General features: G+C 74.3%; 16 protein-coding genes and 1 pseudogene. 5 read left to right on the top strand and 12 right to left on the bottom strand.

Annotation, left to right across the window (positions count from 1 at the left end; genetic code table 11):
• Positions 1-32: 32 nt before the first annotated feature.
• The 3 genes and pseudogenes from DFQ13_RS09390 to DFQ13_RS09380 form a co-directional block, all read right to left on the bottom strand.
• Positions 33-3432 (bottom strand): annotated as a pseudogene (locus tag DFQ13_RS09390) (error-prone DNA polymerase).
• 126 nt (positions 3433-3558) lie between these two features.
• Complete coding sequence (locus DFQ13_RS09385; RefSeq protein ID WP_110079714.1) at positions 3559-5097, bottom strand: DNA polymerase Y family protein; 1539 nt, start codon at positions 5095-5097, stop codon at positions 3559-3561.
• Between the two features lie 5 nt (positions 5098-5102).
• The gene (locus DFQ13_RS09380; RefSeq protein WP_146241181.1) at positions 5103-5807 is read right to left on the bottom strand and encodes a hypothetical protein; all 705 of its coding nucleotides are present in this window, start codon (positions 5805-5807) and stop codon (positions 5103-5105) included.
• Positions 5808-6578: 771 nt separating this feature from the next.
• Between DFQ13_RS09380 and DFQ13_RS09375 the strand changes: the two genes are divergently transcribed.
• Positions 6579-7328 carry a thioesterase family protein gene (locus DFQ13_RS09375; RefSeq protein WP_035281697.1) on the top strand — a complete coding sequence of 250 codons (750 nt, stop codon included), beginning with the start codon at positions 6579-6581 and terminating at the stop codon, positions 7326-7328.
• A 49-nt stretch (positions 7329-7377) separates the two neighbouring features.
• On the opposite strand, the gene purH is transcribed toward DFQ13_RS09375, so the two are convergent.
• From purH to DFQ13_RS09340, 8 genes are all read right to left on the bottom strand, one after another.
• Positions 7378-8949, bottom strand: a complete 1572-nt coding sequence (gene purH, locus DFQ13_RS09370) for a bifunctional phosphoribosylaminoimidazolecarboxamide formyltransferase/IMP cyclohydrolase (protein WP_035281695.1) — start codon at positions 8947-8949, stop codon at positions 7378-7380.
• Positions 8946-9578, bottom strand: a complete 633-nt coding sequence (gene purN, locus DFQ13_RS09365) for a phosphoribosylglycinamide formyltransferase (RefSeq protein ID WP_233427542.1) — start codon at positions 9576-9578, stop codon at positions 8946-8948. The genes purH and purN overlap by 4 nt, the downstream gene beginning before the upstream one ends.
• Before the next feature lie 70 nt (positions 9579-9648).
• Positions 9649-11061 (bottom strand): cell division protein PerM, encoded by a 1413-nt coding sequence (locus tag DFQ13_RS34900; protein ID WP_233438332.1) that lies wholly within the window; start codon positions 11059-11061, stop codon positions 9649-9651.
• A 120-nt stretch (positions 11062-11181) separates the two neighbouring features.
• Positions 11182-11856, bottom strand: coding sequence for a DUF5336 domain-containing protein (locus DFQ13_RS09360; RefSeq protein WP_035281693.1), 675 nt, complete (start codon positions 11854-11856; stop codon positions 11182-11184).
• 240 nt (positions 11857-12096) lie between these two features.
• A complete protein-coding gene (gene sucD, locus DFQ13_RS09355) occupies positions 12097-12984 on the bottom strand; it encodes a succinate--CoA ligase subunit alpha (RefSeq protein WP_035281710.1) in 888 nt (295 codons plus the stop codon).
• 4 nt (positions 12985-12988) lie between these two features.
• On the bottom strand, positions 12989-14155 hold the full coding sequence (gene sucC, locus DFQ13_RS09350; RefSeq protein ID WP_035281691.1) for an ADP-forming succinate--CoA ligase subunit beta: 1167 nt from the start codon (positions 14153-14155) through the stop codon (positions 12989-12991).
• Positions 14156-14297: 142 nt separating this feature from the next.
• Entirely contained in the window at positions 14298-14591 is a 294-nt protein-coding gene (locus DFQ13_RS09345; RefSeq protein WP_052021051.1) for a hypothetical protein, read from the bottom strand.
• Positions 14588-16441, bottom strand: coding sequence for a hypothetical protein (locus DFQ13_RS09340; protein ID WP_052021050.1), 1854 nt, complete (start codon positions 16439-16441; stop codon positions 14588-14590). The genes DFQ13_RS09345 and DFQ13_RS09340 overlap by 4 nt, the downstream gene beginning before the upstream one ends.
• A 511-nt stretch (positions 16442-16952) precedes the next feature.
• Between DFQ13_RS09340 and DFQ13_RS09335 the strand changes: the two genes are divergently transcribed.
• Both DFQ13_RS09335 and DFQ13_RS09330 read left to right on the top strand, forming a co-directional pair.
• Complete coding sequence (locus DFQ13_RS09335) at positions 16953-17774, top strand: M23 family metallopeptidase (protein ID WP_084175481.1); 822 nt, start codon at positions 16953-16955, stop codon at positions 17772-17774.
• A 116-nt stretch (positions 17775-17890) separates the two neighbouring features.
• On the top strand, positions 17891-19030 hold the full coding sequence (locus tag DFQ13_RS09330; RefSeq protein ID WP_110079504.1) for a serine hydrolase domain-containing protein: 1140 nt from the start codon (positions 17891-17893) through the stop codon (positions 19028-19030).
• A 43-nt stretch (positions 19031-19073) separates the two neighbouring features.
• On the opposite strand, the gene pcrA is transcribed toward DFQ13_RS09330, so the two are convergent.
• A complete protein-coding gene (gene pcrA, locus DFQ13_RS09325) occupies positions 19074-21500 on the bottom strand; it encodes a DNA helicase PcrA (RefSeq protein WP_110079713.1) in 2427 nt (808 codons plus the stop codon).
• Positions 21501-21766: 266 nt separating this feature from the next.
• Between pcrA and DFQ13_RS09320 the strand changes: the two genes are divergently transcribed.
• Positions 21767-22084, top strand: a complete 318-nt coding sequence (locus DFQ13_RS09320) for a chorismate mutase (protein ID WP_035281687.1) — start codon at positions 21767-21769, stop codon at positions 22082-22084.
• 81 nt (positions 22085-22165) lie between these two features.
• Positions 22166-22471 carry a hypothetical protein gene (locus DFQ13_RS09315; RefSeq protein ID WP_035281685.1) on the top strand — a complete coding sequence of 102 codons (306 nt, stop codon included), beginning with the start codon at positions 22166-22168 and terminating at the stop codon, positions 22469-22471.
• Positions 22472-22495 lie beyond the last annotated feature (24 nt).

Here is a 22495-nt window from a genome sequence, read left to right as displayed (position 1 = left end):
GGCGGGCCGCGGCCGGGGGTGCTCAGTTTTGCTCAGCGGAAGTCCCGCGACTTGGCGGGGATGCGCAGCGGCAGGTGCTCCAGGCGATCGGCGACGAGGGTGACCACGCCGTCGGTGTTCTGCACGGTGCCGCGGACCAGCAGCGCCGAGCTGGTGCGGGCCACCCCGCGGTGGCGGGTCCACAGACCGGGCGAGCAGACGACGTTGGCCATGCCGGACTCGTCCTCGACGTTGAGGAAGGTGACGCCGCCCGCGGTCTGCGGGCGCTGCCGGTGGGTGACCGCGCCGCCGATCAGCACCCGGGTCCCGGAGTCCGTTGTGGACAGATCGGCGATCGGGATGGCGCCCGCCCCGGTGAGGCGGTCGCGGATGAACTGGGTGGGGAAGCTGCCCGGGGACAGGCCGGTCGACCAGACATCGGCCACGGCCACCTCGACCTCGTCCATGCCGGGCAGCGGCGGGGGTGCGACACCGACCGCGGTACCGGGCAGGTGCCCGGGGCGGTCCGCGGCGGCGGCACCCGCGGCCCAGAGGGCTTCGCGGCGCCCCAGGCCGAAGCAGGCGAAGGCGCCGGAGGTGGCCAGGGCCTCCAACCGGGGCGTGGTCAGCCGGACGCGGCGGACCAGGTCGACCAGGTCGCGGTACGGGCCGTCGGCGGTGCGGACCCGGACGATCTCCGCCGCCAGGTCGGGGCCGATCAGCCGGACCGAGGCCAGGCCGGTGCGCAACGCCTTGTCCCGGTCGCGGCGGTGGCGCGCGGTGGGGTGCGCCTTGGCGGTCCGGCCGGGTTGGGCGGCTTCGCCCGCGGCGGGCAGGCCATCGGCGGCGGGTTCGCCGCAGGCGGCGGCCGGTTCGAGGGTGGCGTGGACGGCGCTGGCGTTGATGTCCGGGCCGCGGACCTCGACGCCGTGCCTGCGGGCGTCGGCGACCAGGGACTGCGGGGAGTAGAAGCCCATGGGCTGGGCGCGCAACAGGGCCGCGCAGAAGGCCGCCGGGTGGTAGAGCTTGAACCAGGCGCTGGTGAAGACGAGCAGGGCGAAGCTGAGCGCGTGGCTCTCCGGGAAGCCGAACCAGCAGTTTCTCGTAGATGCGGCCTGCCAGTTCCGGGGGCAGGCCGTTGGCGGTGGCGCCGGTGTGGAAGCGCTCGCGCAGGCGTTCCATGCGGTGGGTGGAGCGCTTGGCGCCCATGGCGCGGCGCAGTTCGTCCGCCTCGACCGGGGTGAAGCCCGCGACGTCGACGGCGATCTGCATCAGTTGTTCCTGGAAGAGGGGGACGCCCAGGGTCTTCGCCAGGGCCTTCTCCAGGAGGGGGTGGTCGACGTTGGTCGGTTCCTCGCCGTTCTTGCGGCGGATGTAGGGGTGCACCGAGCCGCCCTGGATGGGGCCGGGGCGGATCAGGGCGACCTCGACCACCAGGTCGTAGAACTCCCTCGGTTTGAGGCGGGGCAGGGTGGCCATCTGGGCCCGGCTCTCCACCTGGAAGACCCCGACCGAGTCCGCCGCGCAGAGCATGTCGTAGACCGCCTGGTCGCCCAGGTCCAGGCCGCCGAGGTCGACCTGGACGCCGTGGTGGTCGCGGACGAGGTCGACGGCGTGGTGCAGGGCGGAGAGCATCCCGAGGCCGAGGAGGTCGAACTTGACCAGGCCGACGGCGGCGCAGTCGTCCTTGTCCCACTGCAGGACCGTGCGGCCGGGCATCCGGGCGGGTTCGACCGGGCAGACCTCGCTGACCGGGCGGTCGCAGATGACCATGCCGCCGGAGTGGATGCCCAGGTGCCGGGGGAAGCCCTCCAGTTGGCCGGCCAGTTCCAGCACCGCGGGCGGCACGTCGAGGTGGTTGTCGCGGGCGGTGTCGGACAGCGGGCCCCAGCGGTCGATCTGCTTGCTCCAGGCGTCCTGCTGGCCCGGGGAGAAGCCGAGCGCCCCGGCCACGTCGCGCACGGCCGACTTGGCCCGGTAGGTGATCACGTTCGCCACCTGGGCGGCGTGCCTGCGGCCGTACTTGCGGTAGACGAACTGGATGACCTCCTCGCGCCGCTCGGACTCGATGTCGAGGTCGATGTCCGGCGGGCCGTCGCGGGCCGGGGCCAGGAAGCGCTCGAACAGCAGCTCCCAGCGCACCGCGTCGACCCTGGTGACGCCGAGGGCGAAGCAGACCGCCGAGTTCGCCGCCGACCCGCGGCCCTGGCAGTGGATGTCGGCGCGGCGGCAGAACTCCACGATGTCCCACACGATGAGGAAGTAGCCGGGGAAACCCAGTTCCTCGATGACCCGCAGCTCGTGCTGCACCTGGGCGTGGGCGCGCGGCGCCTCGGCGGCGGAGCCGTACTTCGCCGCGGCGCCGAGGTGGGTCAGCTCGCGCAGGTAGCCGGCCTCGGTGTACCCGGGCGGCACGTCGAACGGCGGCAGCGCCGGGGCGACCAGCTCCAGGTCGAAGGACAGTTGCACGCCCAGCACGGCGGCGCGCTGCACGGCACCGGGGTGGCGGGCGAAGCGGGCCAGCATCTCGGCCCCGGAGCGCAGGTGCGCGGTCGGGGCGGGCGGCAGCCAGCCCGCCAGGTCGTCGAGGCCGCGGCGGGCGCGCACGGCGGCCACCACGGCGGCCAGGCGCCCGCGCGCCGGGTGGTCGAAGTGCACGGCGTTGGTGGCCACGGTGGGCAGCCGCAGCTCGGCGGCCATCCCCGCCAGCAGGTCGTTGCGGACCGAGTCCTCGGGCAGGCCGTGGTCGACCAGCTCGACGAACACCCGGTCCGCGCCGTAGCAGGCCGCGAGGGCGCGCAGCTCGGCGAACGCGGCGGCGGGTCCCCCGGCGGCCAGCGCCCGGCGGACCGCGCCCTTGCGGCAGCCGGTGAGCGCGACGCAGTGCTCGCGGGTCTGCTCGACGACGTCGCGCAGGTCGTAGGCGGGTTTGCCCTTCTCCGCGCCGTCGAGGTGCGCGGTGGTGAGCACGCGGCACAGGTCGTGGTAGCCGTCCGGGCCGTCGGCGAGCAGCAGCAGGTGCTCACCCCCCGGGTCGGGGACGCCGTTGCGCGGGGCGGTCAGACCCAGGTTCAGCTCGGTGCCGAACACCGTGCGCACGCCCAGTTCCCTGGCCGCCTCGGCGAACCGGACCACCCCGTACACGCCGTCGTGGTCGGTGATCGCCACGGCGTCCAGGCCCAGCAGGGCCGCCGCCTCGACCAGTTCCTCGGGGGAACTGGCGCCGTCGAGGAAGCTGAAGTTGGAGTGGCAGTGCAGTTCGGCGTAGGGGACCCGGGAGTCGCCGTCGGGCTGGTCGGTGGCGCCCAGCGCGCTCGCCCCCGCGGGGGCGGTGTAGCGGTCGCGCCTGCGCGTCCAGGCCGGGCTGTCGCCGCCGTCGCCGACCCCCGGTGAGCGGCCGGAGAGGATGCGCTCCAACTCCGACCAGCGCACCGGGGGGTTGCTCCAGCCCACCGCTACCGGTTCTCGCTCACCACTGCGGGCCGTCCTCCGGGGAACGGCGCTGCTCGGGGATCAACGCGGCCAGGTCGACCAGGTCCCACCAGTCGAGCACGGTTGCCGGGTCTTCTTCGTGTGCCATCAGTCGTACATCCCTTCCACGGTCCACTTCCTGTCCTCGCGCACCAGCAGGAGCGCGGTCTGACCGTCCTCAGTGGATTCCACGAGCACCTGGAGCCGGGCCCGGCGGCGCGCGGTCGCCTGGTCCCACCAGGTCTCGTCGGCGGGCCACGGCCCAGCCCAGCCGAGCACCGGGCGCGCGGGCCCGCCCTCGACGGCGACCGACACCGGTTCGGCCGTCAGCGCGAACCGGCCGTTCACCCCGACCTGCTCCCCTACCGGGCCGAGCACCGCGGCGGGCAGCGGCCGGTCGGGCACGACCGACGGCGACGGCGCGGGCAGCCGCCCGGGCCAGGGCGGTTCGGCCGGGGCGGCCGGGGTGCGCTCGTCGCCCCAGGGCACCAGCCGGACCCGGTCGGCCGGGCCGCGCCCGCCGCCGAGGACCGGGGTGAGCACCGCCCCCTGGCCGAGCAGGCCCTGCACGTGGGTCATGGCCCTGGCCGCGCGGGCGGCCCGCTCGTCCTGCCCGCCCTGCCACAGCTCCAGTTGCAGGGCGCGGCCGTCGACGGTGTCCTCCGGCACCAGGCGCAGCCGGGTGAGCCCGGCCGTGGGGCGGTCGGGGCCGAGCAGCCAGCCGTCGAGCTGCCAGCGCACCCGGTCGGCGATGCCCGCCGGGGTGAGCGGTTCGGCGCAGCGCCAGACCCGGCGCAGGTGTTCGCCGTGCGCGGTGGTGGCCTCGACGGCCAGCCGGGTGCAGGCCAGCCCGTGCCCGGCCAGGCGGGTGTGCAGCCGCTCGGCGAGGCCGCGGGCGGCGAAGGCGGCGGCCTGCACCCGGTCGACCGGGTCGTCGGGGGTGTGCGTGACGGCGAGGTCGTCCGGTGGGCGGCGGCGCGCGGGCGGGCGCTCCTGCGCGCCGCGGGCCAGCCGGTGCGCCAGCACGGCGTCGGCGCCGAAGCGGGTGGCGACGTCGCGCTCGGGCAGCGCGGCGAAGGCACCCAGGGTGCGCAGGCCGAGCCTGCGCAGCAGGTCGACCAGCTCGGCGCGGTCGGGCAGGAACTCGCGGACGTCCAGCGGGGCCAGGAATTCCGCGCTCCGTCCACTCGGGACGATGAGGCCGCGGTGCGCGGCGCGGGTGGCGGCGAACAGCCCGTCGGCCGCCCCCACCACGCACTCCGCGTCGGCCGCGGCGGCCACCTGGTCGATCAGCCGCTCGGCGACGTCGGCCTCGGAGTCGAAGTACGCGGCAGGCCCCCTGGCGGGCACGGCCACCACGCCGGGCCGGACCACCTCGACCCCGACGGCCAGCCGCTCCACCGCCGCCGCCACCGGCTCGAACAGCCGGGCGTCGCGGTCCGGGTCGTCCGGGAGCACCACCAGGTCCGGGCAGCGCCCCTGCGCCTCCCGGCGGCGCACGTCCCGCCCCACGCCCGCGCCCCGGGCGGCCGCGTTCGCCGCGACGACCCGGTTGGCCACCACCACGGCCGCGGGCGCGTCGAGCGGCAGCCCGGCGACCCGGCCCGCGGCGACCACGGGCCAGTCCGGGCACCAGACGACGAACAGGCGGGTCACCGGTCTCCCCCCGGTTCGGCGGTTGTGGATGTCTCGAACATATGTTCGATGATCGAGTGCGTCAAGTGAGGTGGGATCGATTCACCTTGCAGGGTGACGAAGCGCTGGACCGGACGGGTGGCGGCACCCCGGCCCCGGGCACGCACGAGAGCCGTCCGCCCGCGCAGGTGGCCGTGCCCCGGGCCCAGTCCCCACCACCGGTCCCCCTCGGACCGCAGTTCCACCTCGGCGCCGGGCCAGGCACCGAGGGACAGCAGGACGGCCCGCCGACCGCGGGCGCGGGCGGAGAGCCTGCGCGCCACCGCGTCGGCGACCCGCGGCGCGGCGACCGCGACCACGTCGAACCCGTCGAGCAGCGCGGCGACCACGGCCCCCAACTCCGCCCCGGGCGCGGGCACCAGCGCCAGCCGCTCCACCCGCACGCCGAGCTCGGCGGCGGCGACCACCCCCACCCGGGGCAGGCCGACGACCGCGCCCCAGGACCCCGCCCCGGTGGCCTCGGCGAGGAGGGCCAGCAGCAGCGCGGTGGACCGGTGCACGACGACCGTGCCGCCGCGCCGGAGACCGCCCCAGGGGAACAGGGCGGCGAGGTCGGCCCGGACCGGCAGCGTCTCGACGGTGGGCGCGGAGGTGGCGAGGGCAGCGGCCAACCGGTCGGCGTCCCGGGTGGCGGCACGGGAGGCGAACTCAGGCGAGGACACGCCGACCACCGCCACACCCGACCGGACACCGGAGCACGGCCGATCGGCGACACGCGACCGGGGGCGGAGCCGCCCGCCCGCGAGCCGGACCCCAAGGCGAGGCACGGCGCACCAAGGCGTGCGGCGAGGCGCAGCGCGCGAAGGCGGAAACGGGGGCGGGTGCAGGGGCACAGAGCGCGGAGACACAGGGCACCGGAGCGCACAGCAAAGCGGCACAGAATGCGGCCGCGCGGGCAGGGGCACCAGGCGCGGAGATGCGGAGAGCGCAAGGGCGCGCGGCGAGGCGCAGCGCACAAAGGCACAGGGCGCGGCCGCAGGGGCAAGGACAGGGGCGCCGAGTGCCGAGATGCAGAGAGCGGGAGCACCGGGTGCGACGCACCGCGAGGCGCAGTGCGAGGCGCAGTGCGCGGGGGCGGAAACGGGTGCGGTGGTGGAGGCGGGGGCGTGGGTTGCTCCCGACAGTCTCCCCCTGTCGGGAGCAACCCACGACCACACGCCACACCTCTCCCGTCGGCACGCGTACCGCTCAATACGCGCGACGCCGCGGGGAAGGCGGCGGTGGACCGCCGGGTCTCCACTCCCGACAGTCCATCGAACACAAGTTCGACTTGGGCATACAGTACCGAGCTCGGCGACCCTGTCAACCGGAGATCCCCAACCCGATGAAGATCGCGGACGGGTGGTCCCGACGGGTCGGTCACGTCACGCTCCCGCGGGCGGGTGGGTGCGCTAGTTTGCCAGTCAGTTGCTTTGCACCACTGAGGGAGCGCCATGTCCGAGACGATCGAGGCGGATGCCATCGCGCCGAGTTGGCGCTCGTGGACCGGGGCGCACGGCGGCCTGCTGGCCGGGCTGGTGCTCGACCACGCCGGGCGGCGGGTGCCGGGGCAGGCGGCCCGGTCGCTGCACGTGAGCTACCTCAGCCCGGTGCGCGCCGATTCCGTCCGGGTGGCGACGCGGCTGGTCAAGGCGGGGCGCAGTTCGTCCACCGTCACCGCCGAGTTGACCGCCGAGGACCGGGTGGCGGTCTTGGCCACCGCGACGTTCGGGGGCAGCACCGCAGGCCCGGTCCTGCCCGGGCCGCCCCCGCCGAGCGCGCCGGGGCCGGACGACGTGCCGGGGTTCGACTTCCCCGGGCACCTGGTGCCGTTCGCCGAGCACCTGGAGGTCCGGCCGGTGGGCGCGGTCCCGCTGGGCGGCGGCGAGGTGGCGGAACTGGTGGGGTGGGCCAGGATGTTCGACCCGCCCGCGCGGCCGGAGTCGGCGGCGGCGCTGCTGCTCGACGCGCTGGCGCCCGGGCTCTACGCGGTGCGGACCTCCCCGGTGCCGGTGCCGACGGTGGAGCTGGCGGTGCACTTCGCCGAGGGCGCTGCGGGGTTCGACGCGCGGGCGTGGTCGCTGCTGCGAATCCGGACCGAGCACGCGGCGGGCGGCTGGTGCGTGGACGCCAGCGAGGTGTGGTCGCGGAGCGGGGAGCTGATCGCCACGGGCAGGCAGGCGCGCCGGGTCGTCGAGGGCTGACGGCGAACAGCGCCCGGCCCCGACCGGGACCGGGCGCTGTCGGCGTCGCCTAGTGGGCGAAGTGGCGGGTGCCGGTCAGGTAGACGGTGACGCCCGCGGCTTCGGCGGCGGCGATGACCTCGCCGTCGCGGACCGAGCCCCCCGGTTGGACGATGGCCTTGACCCCGGCCCGCACCAGGGTTTCCAGGCCGTCCGGGAACGGGAAGTAGGCATCGGAGGCGGCCACCGAGCCGGGGACGCGGTCGCCCGCCCTGGCCACCGCGAGCTTGGCCGCGTCGACCCGGTTGACCTGGCCCATGCCGCAGCCGACCGTGGCGCCGCCCTTGGCGATGACGATGGCGTTCGACTTGACCGCCCGGCAGGAGCGCCAGGCGAAGGTCAGGTCGGCCAGGGTGTCCTCGTCGGCGGGGGCGCCGGTGGCCAGCGTCCACTTGGTGGGGTCGTCGCCCTCGGCGTCGATCGCGTCGGCCTGCTGGACCAGGAGGCCGCCGGAGATCGGGCGCAGCTCGACACCGCCGCGCCGCGGGGGCTCGGCCACCAGGATGCGGATGTTCTTCTTGCGGGTCAGCACCTCGACCGCGCCGTCGGCGTAGGCCGGGGCCACGATGACCTCGGTGAAGATCTCCGCGACCTGCTCGGCCATGGCCACGCTGACCTCGCGGTTGGCCGCGATGACCCCGCCGAAGGCGCTCAGCGGGTCGCAGGCGTGCGCGTTGCGGTGCGCCTCCGCGATGTCCACCTCGGACACCGCGATGCCGCACGGGTTGGCGTGCTTGATGATCGCCACGCAGGCCGAGGCGTGGTCGTGCGCCGAGCGCCAGGCCGCGTCGGCGTCGACGTAGTTGTTGTAGGACATCTCCTTGCCGTGCAACTGCTCGGCGGTGGCCAGGCCGGTGGCGCCGTCGCCGCGGGCGTACAGGGCGGCCTTCTGGTGCGGGTTCTCGCCGTAGCGCAGGACCGCGCGGCGGTCCCAGGTGGCGCCGGTCCAGCCGGGGAAGCCGGAGCCCTCGTCGTCGGGGGCCAGCTCGCCGCCGATCCAGGAGGCGACCGCCACGTCGTAGGAGGCGGTGTGCCGGTAGGCGGCGGCAGCCAAGCGCTGCCGGTCGGGCAGGGTGAAGCCGCCCGCGGCGACCTCGGCGAGCACCCAGTCGTAGCGGGCCGGGTCGACCACCACGGCCACCGAGGCGTGGTTCTTCGCCGCGGCGCGGACCATCGCCGGTCCGCCGATGTCGATCTGCTCGACGCACTCGTCCGGCGACGCGCCGGAGGCGACCGTCTTCACGAACGGGTAGAGGTTGACCACCAGCAGGTCGAACGGCGCGATGTCCAGTTCACCGAGCTGGGCCACGTGCTCCGGGTTGCGCGTGTCGGCCAGCAGCCCCGCGTGCACCCCCGGGTGCAGGGTCTTGACCCGCCCGTCGAGCGATTCGGGGAAGCCGGTGACCTGCTCGACCGGGGTGACCGGCACGCCCGCGTCGGCGATCGCCCTCGCGGTGCCGCCGGTGGAGACGATCTCCACCCCGGCCGCGTGCAGGCCCGACGCCAGCTCGAGCAGGCCCGCCTTGTCCGACACGCCGACCAGGGCTCGGCGAACCGGCCTGCGCTGCGCGGTATCCGTCACGGGATGCTCACCTTTCGTCCGTCCACGGTGTAGCCCTGCCGGGCCATGCCTGCGACCACCTCGACCAGCAGTCGCCGCTCCACCGCCTTGATCCGTTCGTGCAGCCCCGCCTCGTCGTCGCCCGCGTGCACCGGCACCGGCTCCTGGGCGATGATCGGGCCGGTGTCGACGCCGCCGTCGACCAGGTGCACCGTGCTGCCGGTGTAGCGGACGCCGTGCGCGAGCGCGTCGGCGACGGCGTGCGCGCCGGGGAACGACGGCAGCAGGGCGGGGTGGGTGTTGATGACCCGGCCGCCGAAGCGGTCCAGGAACGCCGGTCCGAGGATCTTCATGAACCCCGCGGACACCACCAGGTCGGGCTCGTGCGCGGCGACGGCCGCGGTGAGCGCCGCGTCCCAGGCGGCCCGGTCGGGGTGGTCGGCCACGCGCACGGCGAAGGCGGGGATGCCCGCCCGCTCGGCGCGGGCGATGCCCTCGATCTTCGCCCGGTCCGCGCCCACGGCCACGACCCGCGCCGGGAAGTGCGGTTGCCCGGCCTCGTCGAGCAGTGCCTGCAACAGGGTGCCGGTGCCGGACACCAGGACGACGATCCTGGCCGGGGCGGCGGGCTGGTACTGGGCGCTCAGCACGGACTCCTGGGGCAGCGGCGGGAACCGGTTGGGGGTGCCCCCAGCGTAAGCGGTGCGGACTTGACCTTGGTCAGCGGCCCGAGTCGCGGTCGGCGGGCCGGTCCGCGCTGTCCTCGGCACCGCCCGCCCCGGTGTCCGGGGCCACGTCGTCGGCCTCGGTTTCGGAGGCGGTGCTGTCGGGGGCGGTGCTGTCGGTCTCGTTGTCGGTGGCGCGGTCATCGGTCTCCGCGCCGCTGTCCTCTTCGGTCTCACCGCCCGCCTCACCGGGTTCACCGGAGTCGGTGGGGCGGGGCTCCTCGTCCCGGGCGGGGACGGGGCGCGGGCCGGTGGTCCAGGCCACGACCGCCCCGGGGACCCCGATCCACAGCACCAGCGCCAGGGACAGCCAGGCGGCGCGCAGGTCGAGCGGGTGGAACGGGCCGCTGCCGAGCGCACCGCCCGCGCTGCCCGCGAACACGGCGAACGCCATGGCCACCACCACCGCGGCCACCGCGACCGCGCGCAGCCTGCCGGTCGGGGTGGGGGCGGCGGTGCGCAGCGCCCAGCCGACCAGGCAGCCGACCGCGGCGGGCAGCGCGCACAGCGCGGGCCACCAGGCCGCGTGCTGCTCCGGCAGCGCGGCGAGCAGCGGCAGCGCGGGGACCGCCCCGCCGGTGGCCCCGGCCACGCCGACCCCGACCTGGCCGAGCGCGAAGCCCGGTCCGGCGATGAACCCGGTGGCGGCGACGGCGGCGTTGGGCAGGTAACCCACCGACAGCAACAGCATCCCCGTCGCGCTGCCCACCCCGTCGGCGGCGAACAGGTCGCGGGCGGTGCCGAAGGAGGCGAGCAGCGCGGCCACGACGACCGCGGTGCCCACGGCGAACAGGACGCCCACCCCGAGCAGCCCGGCCTTCAACCCGCGCAGGGCGAACGGGTCGACGCGTTCGCGGATCGTCCGCAGCAGACCGGACCGGGGAAACACGCCGACCGCGGCGGCGGTCCCGGAGAGCAGTGCCGGGTAGTACAGGCCCGCGAGCGGGTCGACGGTGACGGGACCACCGGCGCAGAGCAGCGCCAGCGCCAGGCCGAGCGCGGCGTGCGCGCCCGCGATCGTGCCGACGACCCGCACCGCCACCCGGGGGGTGCCGACGCCGAGGCGGGTGACGGCCCGCGCAGCGGTGCGCCACACCAGCAGCGCCGCGCCGATCGTCGGCAGCAGCGGCAGGGCGCCGAGTTCACCGCCCTGGACGGTCACCGGGACCTGGTGCGCGGCCAGCCAGCCGGGGACGGCGGCGGCGAGCACACCGGCGGTGCTGAACTGGGCCCTGGCCGCCGTCGCGGTGGCGACCGCCAGGAGCGCGGCCACGGCGGTCCAGCCGAGGAGCAGCGGACCGATCGCGGCCACGGCGAGCACCCTGACCGGTGAGGGGGCGGGGGCGGGCGCGGGCCTGCCCTGCTCGGTCCGCCTGTCGGACCGGGGGCCGGGGTGCAGCAACGCCATGCGCCCCACTGTCGCACCCGGGTCGGGGGCGGCGGGTCAGGCGCGCCGGGCTGGGCGGTGCGCTTGCGGGTGAACGGAAAAGCGGGCACCGGGAATCCCGGTGCCCGCTCCTCGCGGTTCTCAGCCCTGGGTGGGGTGACCGCCCGGCGGGGTGGCGGGCGGCGGCTGCTGCGGCTGCCCGAACTGGCCCTGCTGCGGGGCGAACGTGGTCTGCTGCCCGGTGGCGGGCTGCCCGTACGGGCTCTGGAACTGACCCGACGGCGGGTTGAAGCCCCCGGGCTGCTGCTGCGGCGGGAACTGGCCCTGCTGCGGGTGGAACGGCACCTGCTGCCGCGGCTGCGGCGGCTTGAGCACGCCCAGCTCGAACAGGTACGCCACCACGACCACGATCATCTCCAGCAGGCCGAAGATGAGGATCAGGATGCCGCCCGCGCCGAGGGTGTCGCCGACGAAGACGCTGAACAGGAAGGCGAAGGTGACCGGCACGACGACCGCCGACGGGAACAGGCCCGCCTTCTTGTCGCCGGGCAGGATGGCGGCGAGCCCGAGCAGGCCGCCGGTGAGCAGCAGGGCGGGCACCCAGCCGACGTAGCCCTCGAAGAACGACGGGCCCAGGTCGACGGCCGGGGCGAAGCCGAGGAACAGGTTCAGCAGGCCGAGCCCCGCGCCCACCAGGCTGAGGATCTGCGCCAAGGTGAGCTTGACGCCCGACGACGGCGGGGGGCCGTAGTTCGGGGCGGGCTGCTGCTGGCCCGGTCCCGGGTAACCACCCGGTGCTCCGCCTGGGTAACTCATCGCGTGCTCTCCTCGACTCGCTCGACGCGACAGGGACATTCCGGGTGCTCTGCCCACCGCCGACGCCGTGGTCGCCGCTGGGTCCGCCCGGCGGTCGGACGGTCTCGGGGGCACCCCGGTTCCACCGACCGCGAAACGGATACGAGCCCGGACGGTACACCAGTCGGGGAAGCGGTGATCGCGGACGCGGGAGGGCCGGGCGCGCCCGGCGCCCGGCCCTCCCGGTGGTGATCTCGCGTACTACTTGGCGGCAAACAGCTCCCGCGCCAGCGCGGCGGTCTCGGACGGCGTCTTGCCGACCTTGACGCCCGCGGCCTCCAGGGCCTCCTTCTTCGCCTGCGCGGTGCCCGCGGAGCCGGAGACGATGGCGCCCGCGTGGCCCATGGTCTTGCCCTCGGGGGCGGTGAAGCCCGCCACGTAGCCGACGACCGGCTTGGTGACGTTCTCCTTGATGTAGGCCGCGGCCCGCTCCTCGGCGTCGCCGCCGATCTCGCCGATCATCACGATCAGCTCGGTCTCCGGGTCGGCCTCGAACGCGGCGAGCGCGTCGATGTGCGTGGTCCCGATGATCGGGTCGCCGCCGATGCCCACGGCCGAGGAGAAGCCGATGTCGTTGAGCTCGTACATCATCTGGTAGGTCAGGGTGCCCGACTTCGACACCAGGCCGATCTTGCCCGGGCCGGTGATGTCGGCCGGGATGATGCCCGCGTTGGACTGCCCGGGGCTGATCAGGCCGGGGCAGTTCGGGCCGATGATCCGGGTCTTGTTGCCGGTGGCCACCGCGTGCGCCCAGAAGTACGCCGAGTCGTGCACCGGGATGCCCTCGGTGATGACGACGGCGAGGCCGATGCCCGCGTCGATCGCCTCCAGGACGGCGTCCTTGGCGAACTTCGGCGGCACGAAGATCACCGTGACGTCGGCGCCGGTGGCCTCCATGGCCTCGGCGACGTTGGCGAAGACCGGGAGGCTCGCGCCCTCGATCTCGACCTTGGTGCCCGCCTTGCGCGGGTTCACCCCGCCGACGATGTTGGTGCCGGACTTGAGCATCCGGCCGGTGTGCTTGGTGCCCTCGGAGCCGGTCATGCCCTGCACGATGACCTTGGACTCACTGGTCAGGAAGATTGCCATCAGGTCACGCCCCAGCCGCAAGCTCGGCGGCCTTGTCGGCCGCGTTGTCCATCGTGTCCACGACGGTCACCAATGGGTGGTCGGCCTCGGCCAGGATGCGGCGGCCCTCCTCGACGTTGTTGCCGTCGAGGCGCACCACCAGTGGCTTGGTGGCCTTGTCGCCCAGGATGTCCAGGGCGGAGACGATGCCGTTGGCGACCGCGTCGCAGGAGGTGATGCCGCCGAAGACGTTGACGAAGACCGACTTCACGTCGGTGTCGCCCAGGATGATGCTCAGGCCGTTGGCCATGACCTCGGCCGAGGCGCCGCCGCCGATGTCGAGGAAGTTCGCGGGCTTGACGCCGTTGTGCTTCTCGCCCGCGTAGGCCACCACGTCCAGGGTGGACATGACCAGCCCGGCGCCGTTGCCGATGATGCCGACCTCGCCGTCGAGCTTGACGTAGTTGAGGTCCTTGGCCTTGGCCGCGGCCTCCAGCGGGTCCTCCGCGTCCTGGTCGACCAGGTCCGCGTGGGCGGGGTGCCGGAAACCGGCGTTCTCGTCCAGGGTGACCTTGCCGTCCAGGGCGATGATCTTGTCCTGGGGGTCGCGCACCAGCGGGTTGACCTCGACCAGGGTCGCGTCCTCGCCGACGAAGGCTTCCCACAGCTTGACGACGACCTCGGCGGCCTGGTCGGCGATCGCCTCGGGGAACTTGCCCGCGGTCACGATCTCCTTGGCCTTCGCCAGGTCGACACCCTTGATCGCGTCCACCGGCACCTTGGCCAGGGCCTCGGGACGCTCGACCGCGAGCTGCTCGATCTCCATGCCGCCCTCGGCCGAGGCCATGGCGAGGAAGGTCCGGTTGGTCCGGTCGAGCAGGAAGGAGAAGTAGTACTCCTCCGCGATGTCGGACGCCACGGTCACCAGCACCTTGCGGGTGATGTGGCCCTTGATGTCCAGGCCGAGGATCGCCTCGGCCTTGGTCTGCGCGTCGGCGGGGTCGTCGGCGAGCTTGACACCGCCCGCCTTGCCCCGACCGCCGGTCTTGACCTGCGACTTGATCACAACGGTCTGCCCGAGCTTCTCCGCGATCGCGCGGGCTTCCTCGGGCGTGCTCGCCACGTCGCCCGGAAGGACCGGGACCCCGTGGGCGGCGAAGAGATCCTTCGCCTGGTACTCGTACAGGTCCACTCGACAGTCTCCTGACTCCGGTGTCGACGTGCTGCTGTCGGACGTCACGGAACCCTAGCGAGGTCGGTTTTCCGTTGACACGGCACACCCGGTGAGGTAGGTCACGAGCAGTCGTGAGTTCAGTCACCCGGCGTGTCGCCGGTCACCCGAGTTCGGCTTCCGCCCAGCTCAGCGCGGTGTCCAGGGTCACCACGGCGATGTCGTCCGCGTCCGCCGCGGCGAGCAGCGCGGCCACCTCGTCGGCCCGCTCGGCGACGGCGACCGCGTCGGCGTCCTCCTGCAGGACGGCGGCCACGACCAGGCCGGGGTCGGCCACCGGTCCGGTGTGGATCACCTCGACGCCCGCGTCGCGCAGCTCCCGCGCCACCGCGTGCACCCCGGTCGGACCCGACCCGGGGGAACCCGGTTCGGCGAGGACAACCCGCAGCCTGCTCACCGGCGCCGCCGGTCCGACCCGGCGGTGACCGCGGCGGCCACCAGCAGCGCCGCGGCGGTGGCCAGCGCGAGCCAGGTGCCGGGGCCGGGGGTGGCGCCCTCGGCGCGCGCGGCGGTGAGCGGGTACTCCAGCGCCCGCACGCCCACCAGCAGCGCGGCGCCCAGCAGCAGCGCGGCGCCCCGGGCGGGCCGGGAGAACAGGGCCAGCACGGCGGCCGCGAGGACCGCGGCCAGGGCGGCGAGCAGGCCCCAGGAGGTGAGCCGGAAGTCGGCCCAGATGCCGGGGGAGACGAAGCCGGGGGCGCGCAGGGCAGGCAGGCCGAAGGCGCCCACAGCGAACAGGGACGCGGCGGCGACCGGGGCGGCCAGTACGGGGTCGACCCGGCGCCCGGCCGGGTCGGCGGACCCGGTCCCGCCGCCGTCCTGGGCGTCGTCGCGCTCGGCGCTGCCCGCCACCGCGGCGAGCACGGCGGCGACCAGCGCGGCGGCGATCGCCGAGCCCGCCGCCAGCGCACCGGTGCCCGCGCTGATCAGCGGGCTCGCCTCGGTCGCGGTGACCGCGGAGTCCAGCGCGGCGACGCCCGCCAGCGGGACCACCGCGAGGGCGACGGTGAACGCGGGCCGCGCGGCGGCGGCGAGGGCGGGCACGAGGAGCGCCGCGGACAGCACCGCCAGCCCCAGCGCGCCGGGGAGGAACAGCCTGTTGGAGTACTCCACCGGCTCGGGCAGCTCCGGGGGGAGCACCAACTGGCGGCCGAGGTAGGCGACCAGCGCGAAGGCGACCGTCACCAGCCCGACGGCCCCCGCGGCGCGGTGCAGCCCGAGGCCGCCCGTCGCCGGGGCGTCGAAGGTCTTCACGGAGCTGTCGGACAGCCGCCTGCCCGCCGCGACCCCCCACGCGACCCACAGCGTGGCGGCCGCGAGGAGCAGTGCGACGACCGGTCCCGGCGCCACGTGCAGCCCGTCGGCGAACAGGCCCGCCGCGACGTTCGGGGCAGCGACGGCCGCGACACCGGCCAGCAGGCCCACGGGCACCCCGACCACCACGGAGCGGTGGCCGCTCGTCGCGGCGAACACGGCCGCGATCGGCAGCAGCACCGCCAGCGCGAACAGGCCGACCCCGGGCAGCACCGGGCCGCCCATGGCGCCGTCGGCCAACTGGAAGGGGTTGTCGGAGGTGTAGGGCCGGGCCAGCAGCGCGACCCCCGCGAGCCCGCCGAGCACCAGCGCGGCCATCGGCCTGCTGTGCGGCGCCTCGACGCGCTCCGCGCCCGGGTCCTCGGCGCGCTCGGTGGTGGAGTCCTCGAACTCGGCGGCGTAGGGGGTGCCGACCTCGGCCGACCTCTGGCCGAACGCCAGCGCGCCTGCCGCCAGCCCGAGGACGTGCCCGAGGAGCAACGGCCACAGGCCCGCGCCCGCGCCCAGCGGTTGCAGGCTGTGCACCACGGTGACCTCGGGCCGGGAGGCGTAGAGCGGGTCGACGAGGAACTGGGCGTCGAGCAGCAGCCTGCCGGGCAGCAGCGCGGCGGCGCCGACCAGCACGCTCGCGCCGAACAGCGCCCGGCCCCTGGCGAAGGCGACGGCCGCGAGGACCGGGGGCAGCAGGGCGAGCAGGACCAGCAGCGGCAGCGCGGCGAAGCCGGGGGGCGGCGCGTCGGCGACGGGGCCGAGCAGCAGGCCCGCGACCTGGAGGGCGGCGGCGCCCGCGGCCAGTCCGAGCGCGGCCCGGATGCGGGTGGGGGCCTCGGCCCACCCCACCCGGTCACCCGGGGTGGGGGGCCTGGACGGGTCGACCGCGCCGTCCGGCCGGTCTGGCGCCGCGGTGCCGGGCGCTGGGGTCCGCGAGTTCATCGTCGCCAACGTAGCAATGGGGGCCGCCCGGGGCAGTCGACCCGCGCGGCGGGTGCCGGGGAACGCCTACTCGGCGCAACGGCGGGCGCGCCGGACGTCCAGGGGTTGGTGGAGCGGTGGACCACTTCGTGATCAATGGCTTCCGGACAGGGGTGACCCACGACGCTGCCGGACGCGCGTCTGGACTGATGGTTGCCACCCAGGGGGACCGATAAACGAGACGCCGGTCACATTGAGCCTGTGACCTCGACTTAACTTTGCGTAGTAATGGCTGCTCGAAAGCTTTTCACGGAGAGTCGCGCTGATTCGGCAGGGCGCTTGCTGTTGCCCGCCTCGCCGCGCCACCGTTACTGTCCCCGGGTCCGTTGTCACAGTCCGATCACGAATGGGACAGGGAAGGCATCCAGTCCGCCGACCCGCCCGGGTTCCCCCGCCCGGTGTCCGCACCGCACGGCCCGCCCCCGCGAGCCGGGTGTTCGAATCGGCCTCCCCGAAGGCGGAAGGCTAGGTCTTGTCTCGACATCGCACCAACGGTGAGCAGCAGTTCACCGCGCTCGACGAAGCTCTCGAACGCCCCACGTCCCGAGCTCGCGGCGCTCACCGCATCGCCCCGCCGTCCTCGGCCCTGCGCGGCCGGGTCGTCGTCGCGGCCGTCGCCGTCGGCGCCTTCGCCGCGGCCGCCGCCGGACAGACCCTCCAATCCGCTGCGGCGGGCACCGCCTCCGATGAGATTGTCCCGCTGGCGGGCGTTCGAAACACGACTTCCACGATGGGGTTGGGCGGCGACGCCCGCGGCGCCTCCACCGCCACCCCCGAGCTGCTGCGGGTCGACGAGTCCGCCGACGCGATCGTCGAAGCCCAGAAGATGGCCAGCACCGAGCGCGTGGTCCAGGCCCGCGACCAGCGCATCGCCCAGCAGAAGGCCGCCGAGGAAGAGGCCGCCCGGCCCAAGGTCGTCACCCCCGCCGAGGGCACCTTCACCTCCGGCTTCGGCGCCCGCTGGGGCGTCACCCACTACGGCGTCGACATCGCCAACCGCATCGGCACCCCGATCGTCTCCCTCGCCGACGGCGTCGTGCTCGAGGCCGGTCCGGCCAGCGGCTTCGGCCTCTGGGTCCGCGTCCAGCACGACGACGGCACCATCTCCGTCTACGGGCACGTGAACGACTACGTGATCCGCGAGGGCCAGAAGGTCAAGGCCGGTCAGCTCATCGCCCACATCGGCAACCGCGGCCAGTCCACCGGCCCGCACCTGCACCTGGAGATCTGGGACGAGAGCGGCCGCAAGCTCAACCCGGTGCCCTGGCTGGCCGCCCGCGGCGTGCGCCTCTGACACCGCGCCCCGCGCCCCCGGAGCGGTGCCCGGCACCCCCGTCGTGATCATGGGGACAGTCAACCGCAGGGGTACGACACTTTTCGAACGGATATTCGAGGGCTAGGTTGCCGGGCATGACCGGCTTCTCCCCCACCCGCCTCGACCGCTGGCGCGCCGGGCTCGCCGACCACGTCGAGCGCGGCTCCGCGCCCGGTCTGGTCGCCCTGGTCGACCGCGGCGGCGAGACGCACGTGGCGGTGGCCGGTGGTCTGACCCGCGACACCCTGTTCCGCATCTCGTCGATGACCAAGCCGGTGACGGCCGTGGCCGCGATGGCCCTGGTCGAGGACTGCGCCCTGCGGCTCGACGACCCGGTGGACGACCTCCTGCCCGAGCTGGCCGGGGTCCGGGTGCTGCGCGAGCTGGGCGCGGCGGTCACGGACACGGTGCCGCTGGGCCGGCCGATCAGCGTGCGCGACCTGATGACGTCGACGTTCGGCCACGGCCAGCTCATGGCCCCGCCGGGGACCTACCCCGTCCAGGCCGCGCTGGCCGAGATCGGCTTGGAGCCCGGCCCGCCACAACCGTCCCTGGTGCCGCCCGCCGACGAGTGGCTGGCGCTGCTGGGGAGCGTGCCGCTGCTGGCCCAACCCGGGGCGTCGTGGTTCTACAACACCGCCTACGACGTGCTGGGCGTGCTGATCGCCCGCGCCTCGGGCACGTCGCTCTCGGACTTCCTGGCGGCCCGCGTATTCGGTCCACTCGAGATGTTCGACACCGGGTTCTCCGTTGCGCCGCAATCACTTCACCGACTGCCCACGGCCTACGCCGGAACTTCGGTGTTCGACCCGCCGTCCGGGCAGTGGAGCGCACCGCCGCCGTTCGAGTCCGGCGCGGGCGGGCTTGTGTCCACTGCGGACGACTACCTGGCGTTCGGGCGGATGCTGCTCAGCGGTGGCGGGGAGGTGCTGTCGCCCGCGTCGGTCGCGCTGATGACGCAGGACCAGCTCACCCCCGGGCAGAAGACCGGCGGCGGGTTCCTGGACTTCTCCCGCTTCGGCTGGGGCTTCGGGATGAGCGTGGTGACGCGGCGGACGGACGTGTTCACGACGCCCGGGCGGTTCGGGTGGGACGGCGGGCTGGGGACGTCCGCGCGGATGGACCCGGCGCTGGACGTGACCACGGTGCTGATGACCCAGCAGCTCTGGACCTCACCGACCGGACCGCTGCTGGTGCACGACGCCGACGTGTGGGCTTACCAAGCGGTGTTGTGAGCGCCCGCCGCGCCTCCTGGGAGGCGCGGCGGGGCGTGGGTGGCTAGAGCTTCACCATGGGGACCGAGCCGATGAGCATCAGGCGGATGGTGCCCGCCGTGCCGAAGTCGATCGTCGCGGTGGTGCGGGGGCCTTGGCCGTCGGTGGCCACGACTCGGCCCAGGCCGTACTTGTCGTGGTTGACGCGGTCGCCGACCTCAAGGGTGAGGGCGGCGGTTTCCTGCCAGCCCCGGGTGGCCTGGCTGCGGGTGCCGCGGGAACCGAAGGTGGAGCGGGAGGTGCCCCCACCGCCGCCACCTGAGCCCGAGCCGAAGGTGGTGGCGCGGACGGGGCTGGAGCGCTCGGGGCCCAGGCGGCGCCAGTCGAGGAGGTCCGCGGGGATCTCGTCGAAGAAGCGGGAGGCCGGGTTGGTCATGGGCTGGCCCCACGCCGAGCGGACGACGGCGCGGGAGAGGTACAGGCGTTCGCGGGCCCGGGTGATGCCGACGTAGGCGAGCCTGCGCTCCTCGGCCAGTTCGACCGGGTCGCTCAGGGCGCGCATGTGCGGGAAGACGCCGTCCTCCCAGCCGGTGCTGAACACGACCGGGTACTCCAGGCCCTTGGCGGTGTGCAGGGTCATCAGGGTGACCACGCCGCCGGTGTCGTCCTCGTCCGGGACCTGGTCGGCGTCGGCGACCAGGGAGACCCGTTCCAGGAAGGCGGCGAGGGTGCCCGCGGCGGGGCCGGTGGTCTCGATCGGGGCCGAACCCTCCGGGGCGTCGTCCTCGGGGGCGTCCGGGAGTTCGGTGAACTCGCGGGCGACCGTGATCAGCTCCGTCAGGTTCTCCAGGCGGGAGGCGTCCTGCGGGTCGTCGCTGGCCTCCAGCTCGGCCCGGTAGCCGGTCTGCTCCAGGACGGCGTCGAGGACCTCGGCCACGTCCTGGCCGTCGTCGACGAAGCGGCGCAGGCCGTCGACGAGTTCGACGAAGCCCGCGATGGCCCGCTGGGAACGCGGGTTGAGCATGGCCACGCGGCCCTCGGTGGCGGCGCGCAGGGCGGTGTTGAACGAGACGCGCTCGCGCTCGGCGTGCATGGCGACGCAGGCCTCGGCGCGCTCGCCGATGCCGCGCTTGGGGACGTTGAGGATGCGGCGCAGGCTCACCGTGTCCTCCGGGTTGGCCAGGACCCGCAGGTAGGCGACCGCGTCGCGGATCTCGCGGCGCTCGTAGAAGCGGACGCCGCCGACGACCTTGTACGGCAGGCCCAGGCGGATGAAGATCTCCTCGAACACCCGGGACTGGTTGTTGGTGCGGTAGAAGACCGCCACGTCGGAGTTGTTGGCGATGCCCGCGTCGACCAGGCGGTCGATCTCGCCCGCGACGAAGTTGGCCTCGTCGTGCTCGTTGTCGCCGACGTAGGCGACGATCTTCTCGCCGTCGCCCATCGCGGTCCACAGGCGCTTGTCGCGGCGGTCCGGGTTGCGGGAGATGACCGCGTTGGCGGCGGTGAGGATGTTCTGGGTGGAGCGGTAGTTCTGCTCCAGCAGGACGGTGGTGGCCTGCGGGTAGTCGCGCTCGAACTCCACGATGTTGCGGATGGTCGCGCCGCGGAAGGCGTAGATGGACTGGTCCGCGTCGCCGACCACGCACAGCTCGGCGGGCGGCACCGCGTGCTCCCCGGTGCCCCGCCCGGTGCCGACGAGTTCGCGCACCAGCGTGTACTGCGCGTGGTTGGTGTCCTGGTACTCGTCGACCAGGACGTGGCGGAAGCGGCGGTGGTAGTACTCGGCCACGTCCGGGAAGGTCTGGAGCAGTTCCACCGTGCGCATGATCAGGTCGTCGAAGTCCATCGCGTTGGCCTCGCGCAGCCTGCGCTGGTACTCGACGTAGACCTCGGCGACCCGGCGCTCCAGGTCGTTGGTGGCGTTGCCCGCGGCCGTCTCCGCGTCGACCAGCTCGTTCTTGAGGTTGGAGATGTGCACCGCCAGCGACCGGGCCGCGTACCGCTTCGGGTCCAGGTCCAGGTCGCGGGCCACCAGGGTGATCAGCCGCTTGGAGTCGTCGGAGTCGTAGATGGAGAAGCTCGACGTCATGCCCAGGGTCTTCGCCTCGCGGCGCAGCACCCGCACGCACATGGAGTGGAAGGTCGACACCCACATGGCGTTGGCGCGGCGGCCCACCAGCTCGGCCACCCGCTCCTTCATCTCCGCGGCGGCCTTGTTGGTGAACGTGATCGCCAGGACCTGGCCGGGGTGCACCTGGCGGGCACCGAGCAGGTACGCGATCCGGCGGGTCAGCACCCTGGTCTTGCCCGAACCGGCGCCCGCGACCACCAGCAGCGGGCTGCCGGTGTGCTCGACGGCGCGGCGCTGCTGGTCGTTGAGACCTTCCAGCAGGGCTGCGGGGTCGGCGGGGTGCATGGGGTGCGTGTGCTCCGCGCCCGCGCGCGCGGGCGGGCGGGGAGTGGCGGGGAGGTCGAAGAGGGCTTCCATCGTGCCGATCACGGTACTCGGGGGCACCGACGAACCGCCGTGGGTGGCCGTTCCTACTCCGTGGGAGCCCGCTCGACCGAATGGCGGACATGTGCCACGATGTTCTCGTGCTGACCTACGCCAAGTTTTTCTACGGGAACCGGACTCCGGCTCCCGCGGTGGTGTAGGAACACCAGACCACCAGGAAGCCCCGGAGTCCCACGGACCCGGGGCTTCGTTGCGCCCGGGGTCGGCGGAACTCCACCGAGAATGCCGGAGGCACGGCGATGAGCCCGATGACCGACAACACCCCCGCCCCGTCCGACCTGCCCGACACCGCGAGCCGGGTGGAACTCCCCCAGCCGGAGGAGGTCGCCGCGCTGCGCGACGAGATCGACGAGTTGGACCGGGAGATCCTGCGGCTGGTCAAGCGCCGCGCCGAGGTGTCGCGCACGATCGGCGCCGCCCGGATGGCCGCCGGTGGACCGCGGATCGTGGTGAACCGCGAGATGGACGTGCTGGCCCGCTACCGCGAGCTGGGCCCGGCGGGTCGCACGCTGGCGATGGCGCTGCTCGACCTGGGCCGGGGCAAGCTCGGCCGCTGAGGCCGCCAGCCGGGGCGATCTCGGGGACGAATGGGGGGCTTCCCCCATTCCGGTGCCGCGCGGCTGGGGCAGACTGGTCGCATGGGTCTCATCGCGCTGATCGTGGTCATCGTCGCCATCGTGGCCGTCCTGGGCAATGTCGGGTACCTGGCGCTGCTCAACTCGGCGGCGGGCAAGCGGGGCGCCAGCGGCGCCTCGGTGTCGCAGTACGTGCGGTCGCGCTGGCCGGTGGCCGGGGTGACCGCGGCGGGTGCGGCGCTCGCCCTGCTGCTCTCCGGCGGCGAGGGTTTCGCCGACGTGCTGGCGGTCGTCCTGGGCGCGGGGTCGGCGGCGGTGGCGGGCAAGTCGCTGTCCACCACGATGGAGCGCTACCGCAGCAACTCCTGACACGCCGCGTCCCAATTGGGCTGG

Origin of the sequence: Actinokineospora spheciospongiae, assembly GCF_003182415.1 — a bacterium.
Classification (GTDB): Bacteria; Actinomycetota; Actinomycetes; order Mycobacteriales; family Pseudonocardiaceae; genus Actinokineospora; species Actinokineospora spheciospongiae.
This window is presented reverse-complemented; position numbering and strand designations above follow the sequence as displayed.

Bases quoted from the DNA above. Each gene is read 5' to 3' on its own strand.
- DFQ13_RS09315 (WP_035281685.1), top strand. From the start codon at position 22,166: ATGGGTCTCATCGCGCTGATCGTGGTCATCGTCGCCATCGTGGCCGTC.
- sucD (WP_035281710.1), bottom strand. From the start codon at position 12,984: ATGGCAATCTTCCTGACCAGTGAGTCCAAGGTCATCGTGCAGGGCATG.
- pcrA (WP_110079713.1), bottom strand. From the start codon at position 21,500: ATGGAAGCCCTCTTCGACCTCCCCGCCACTCCCCGCCCGCCCGCGCGC.
- DFQ13_RS09375 (WP_035281697.1), top strand. From the start codon at position 6,579: ATGTCCGAGACGATCGAGGCGGATGCCATCGCGCCGAGTTGGCGCTCG.
- DFQ13_RS09340 (WP_052021050.1), bottom strand. From the start codon at position 16,441: ATGAACTCGCGGACCCCAGCGCCCGGCACCGCGGCGCCAGACCGGCCG.
- DFQ13_RS09320 (WP_035281687.1), top strand. From the start codon at position 21,767: ATGAGCCCGATGACCGACAACACCCCCGCCCCGTCCGACCTGCCCGAC.
- DFQ13_RS34900 (WP_233438332.1), bottom strand. From the start codon at position 11,061: ATGGCGTTGCTGCACCCCGGCCCCCGGTCCGACAGGCGGACCGAGCAG.
- DFQ13_RS09360 (WP_035281693.1), bottom strand. From the start codon at position 11,856: ATGAGTTACCCAGGCGGAGCACCGGGTGGTTACCCGGGACCGGGCCAG.
- DFQ13_RS09330 (WP_110079504.1), top strand. From the start codon at position 17,891: ATGACCGGCTTCTCCCCCACCCGCCTCGACCGCTGGCGCGCCGGGCTC.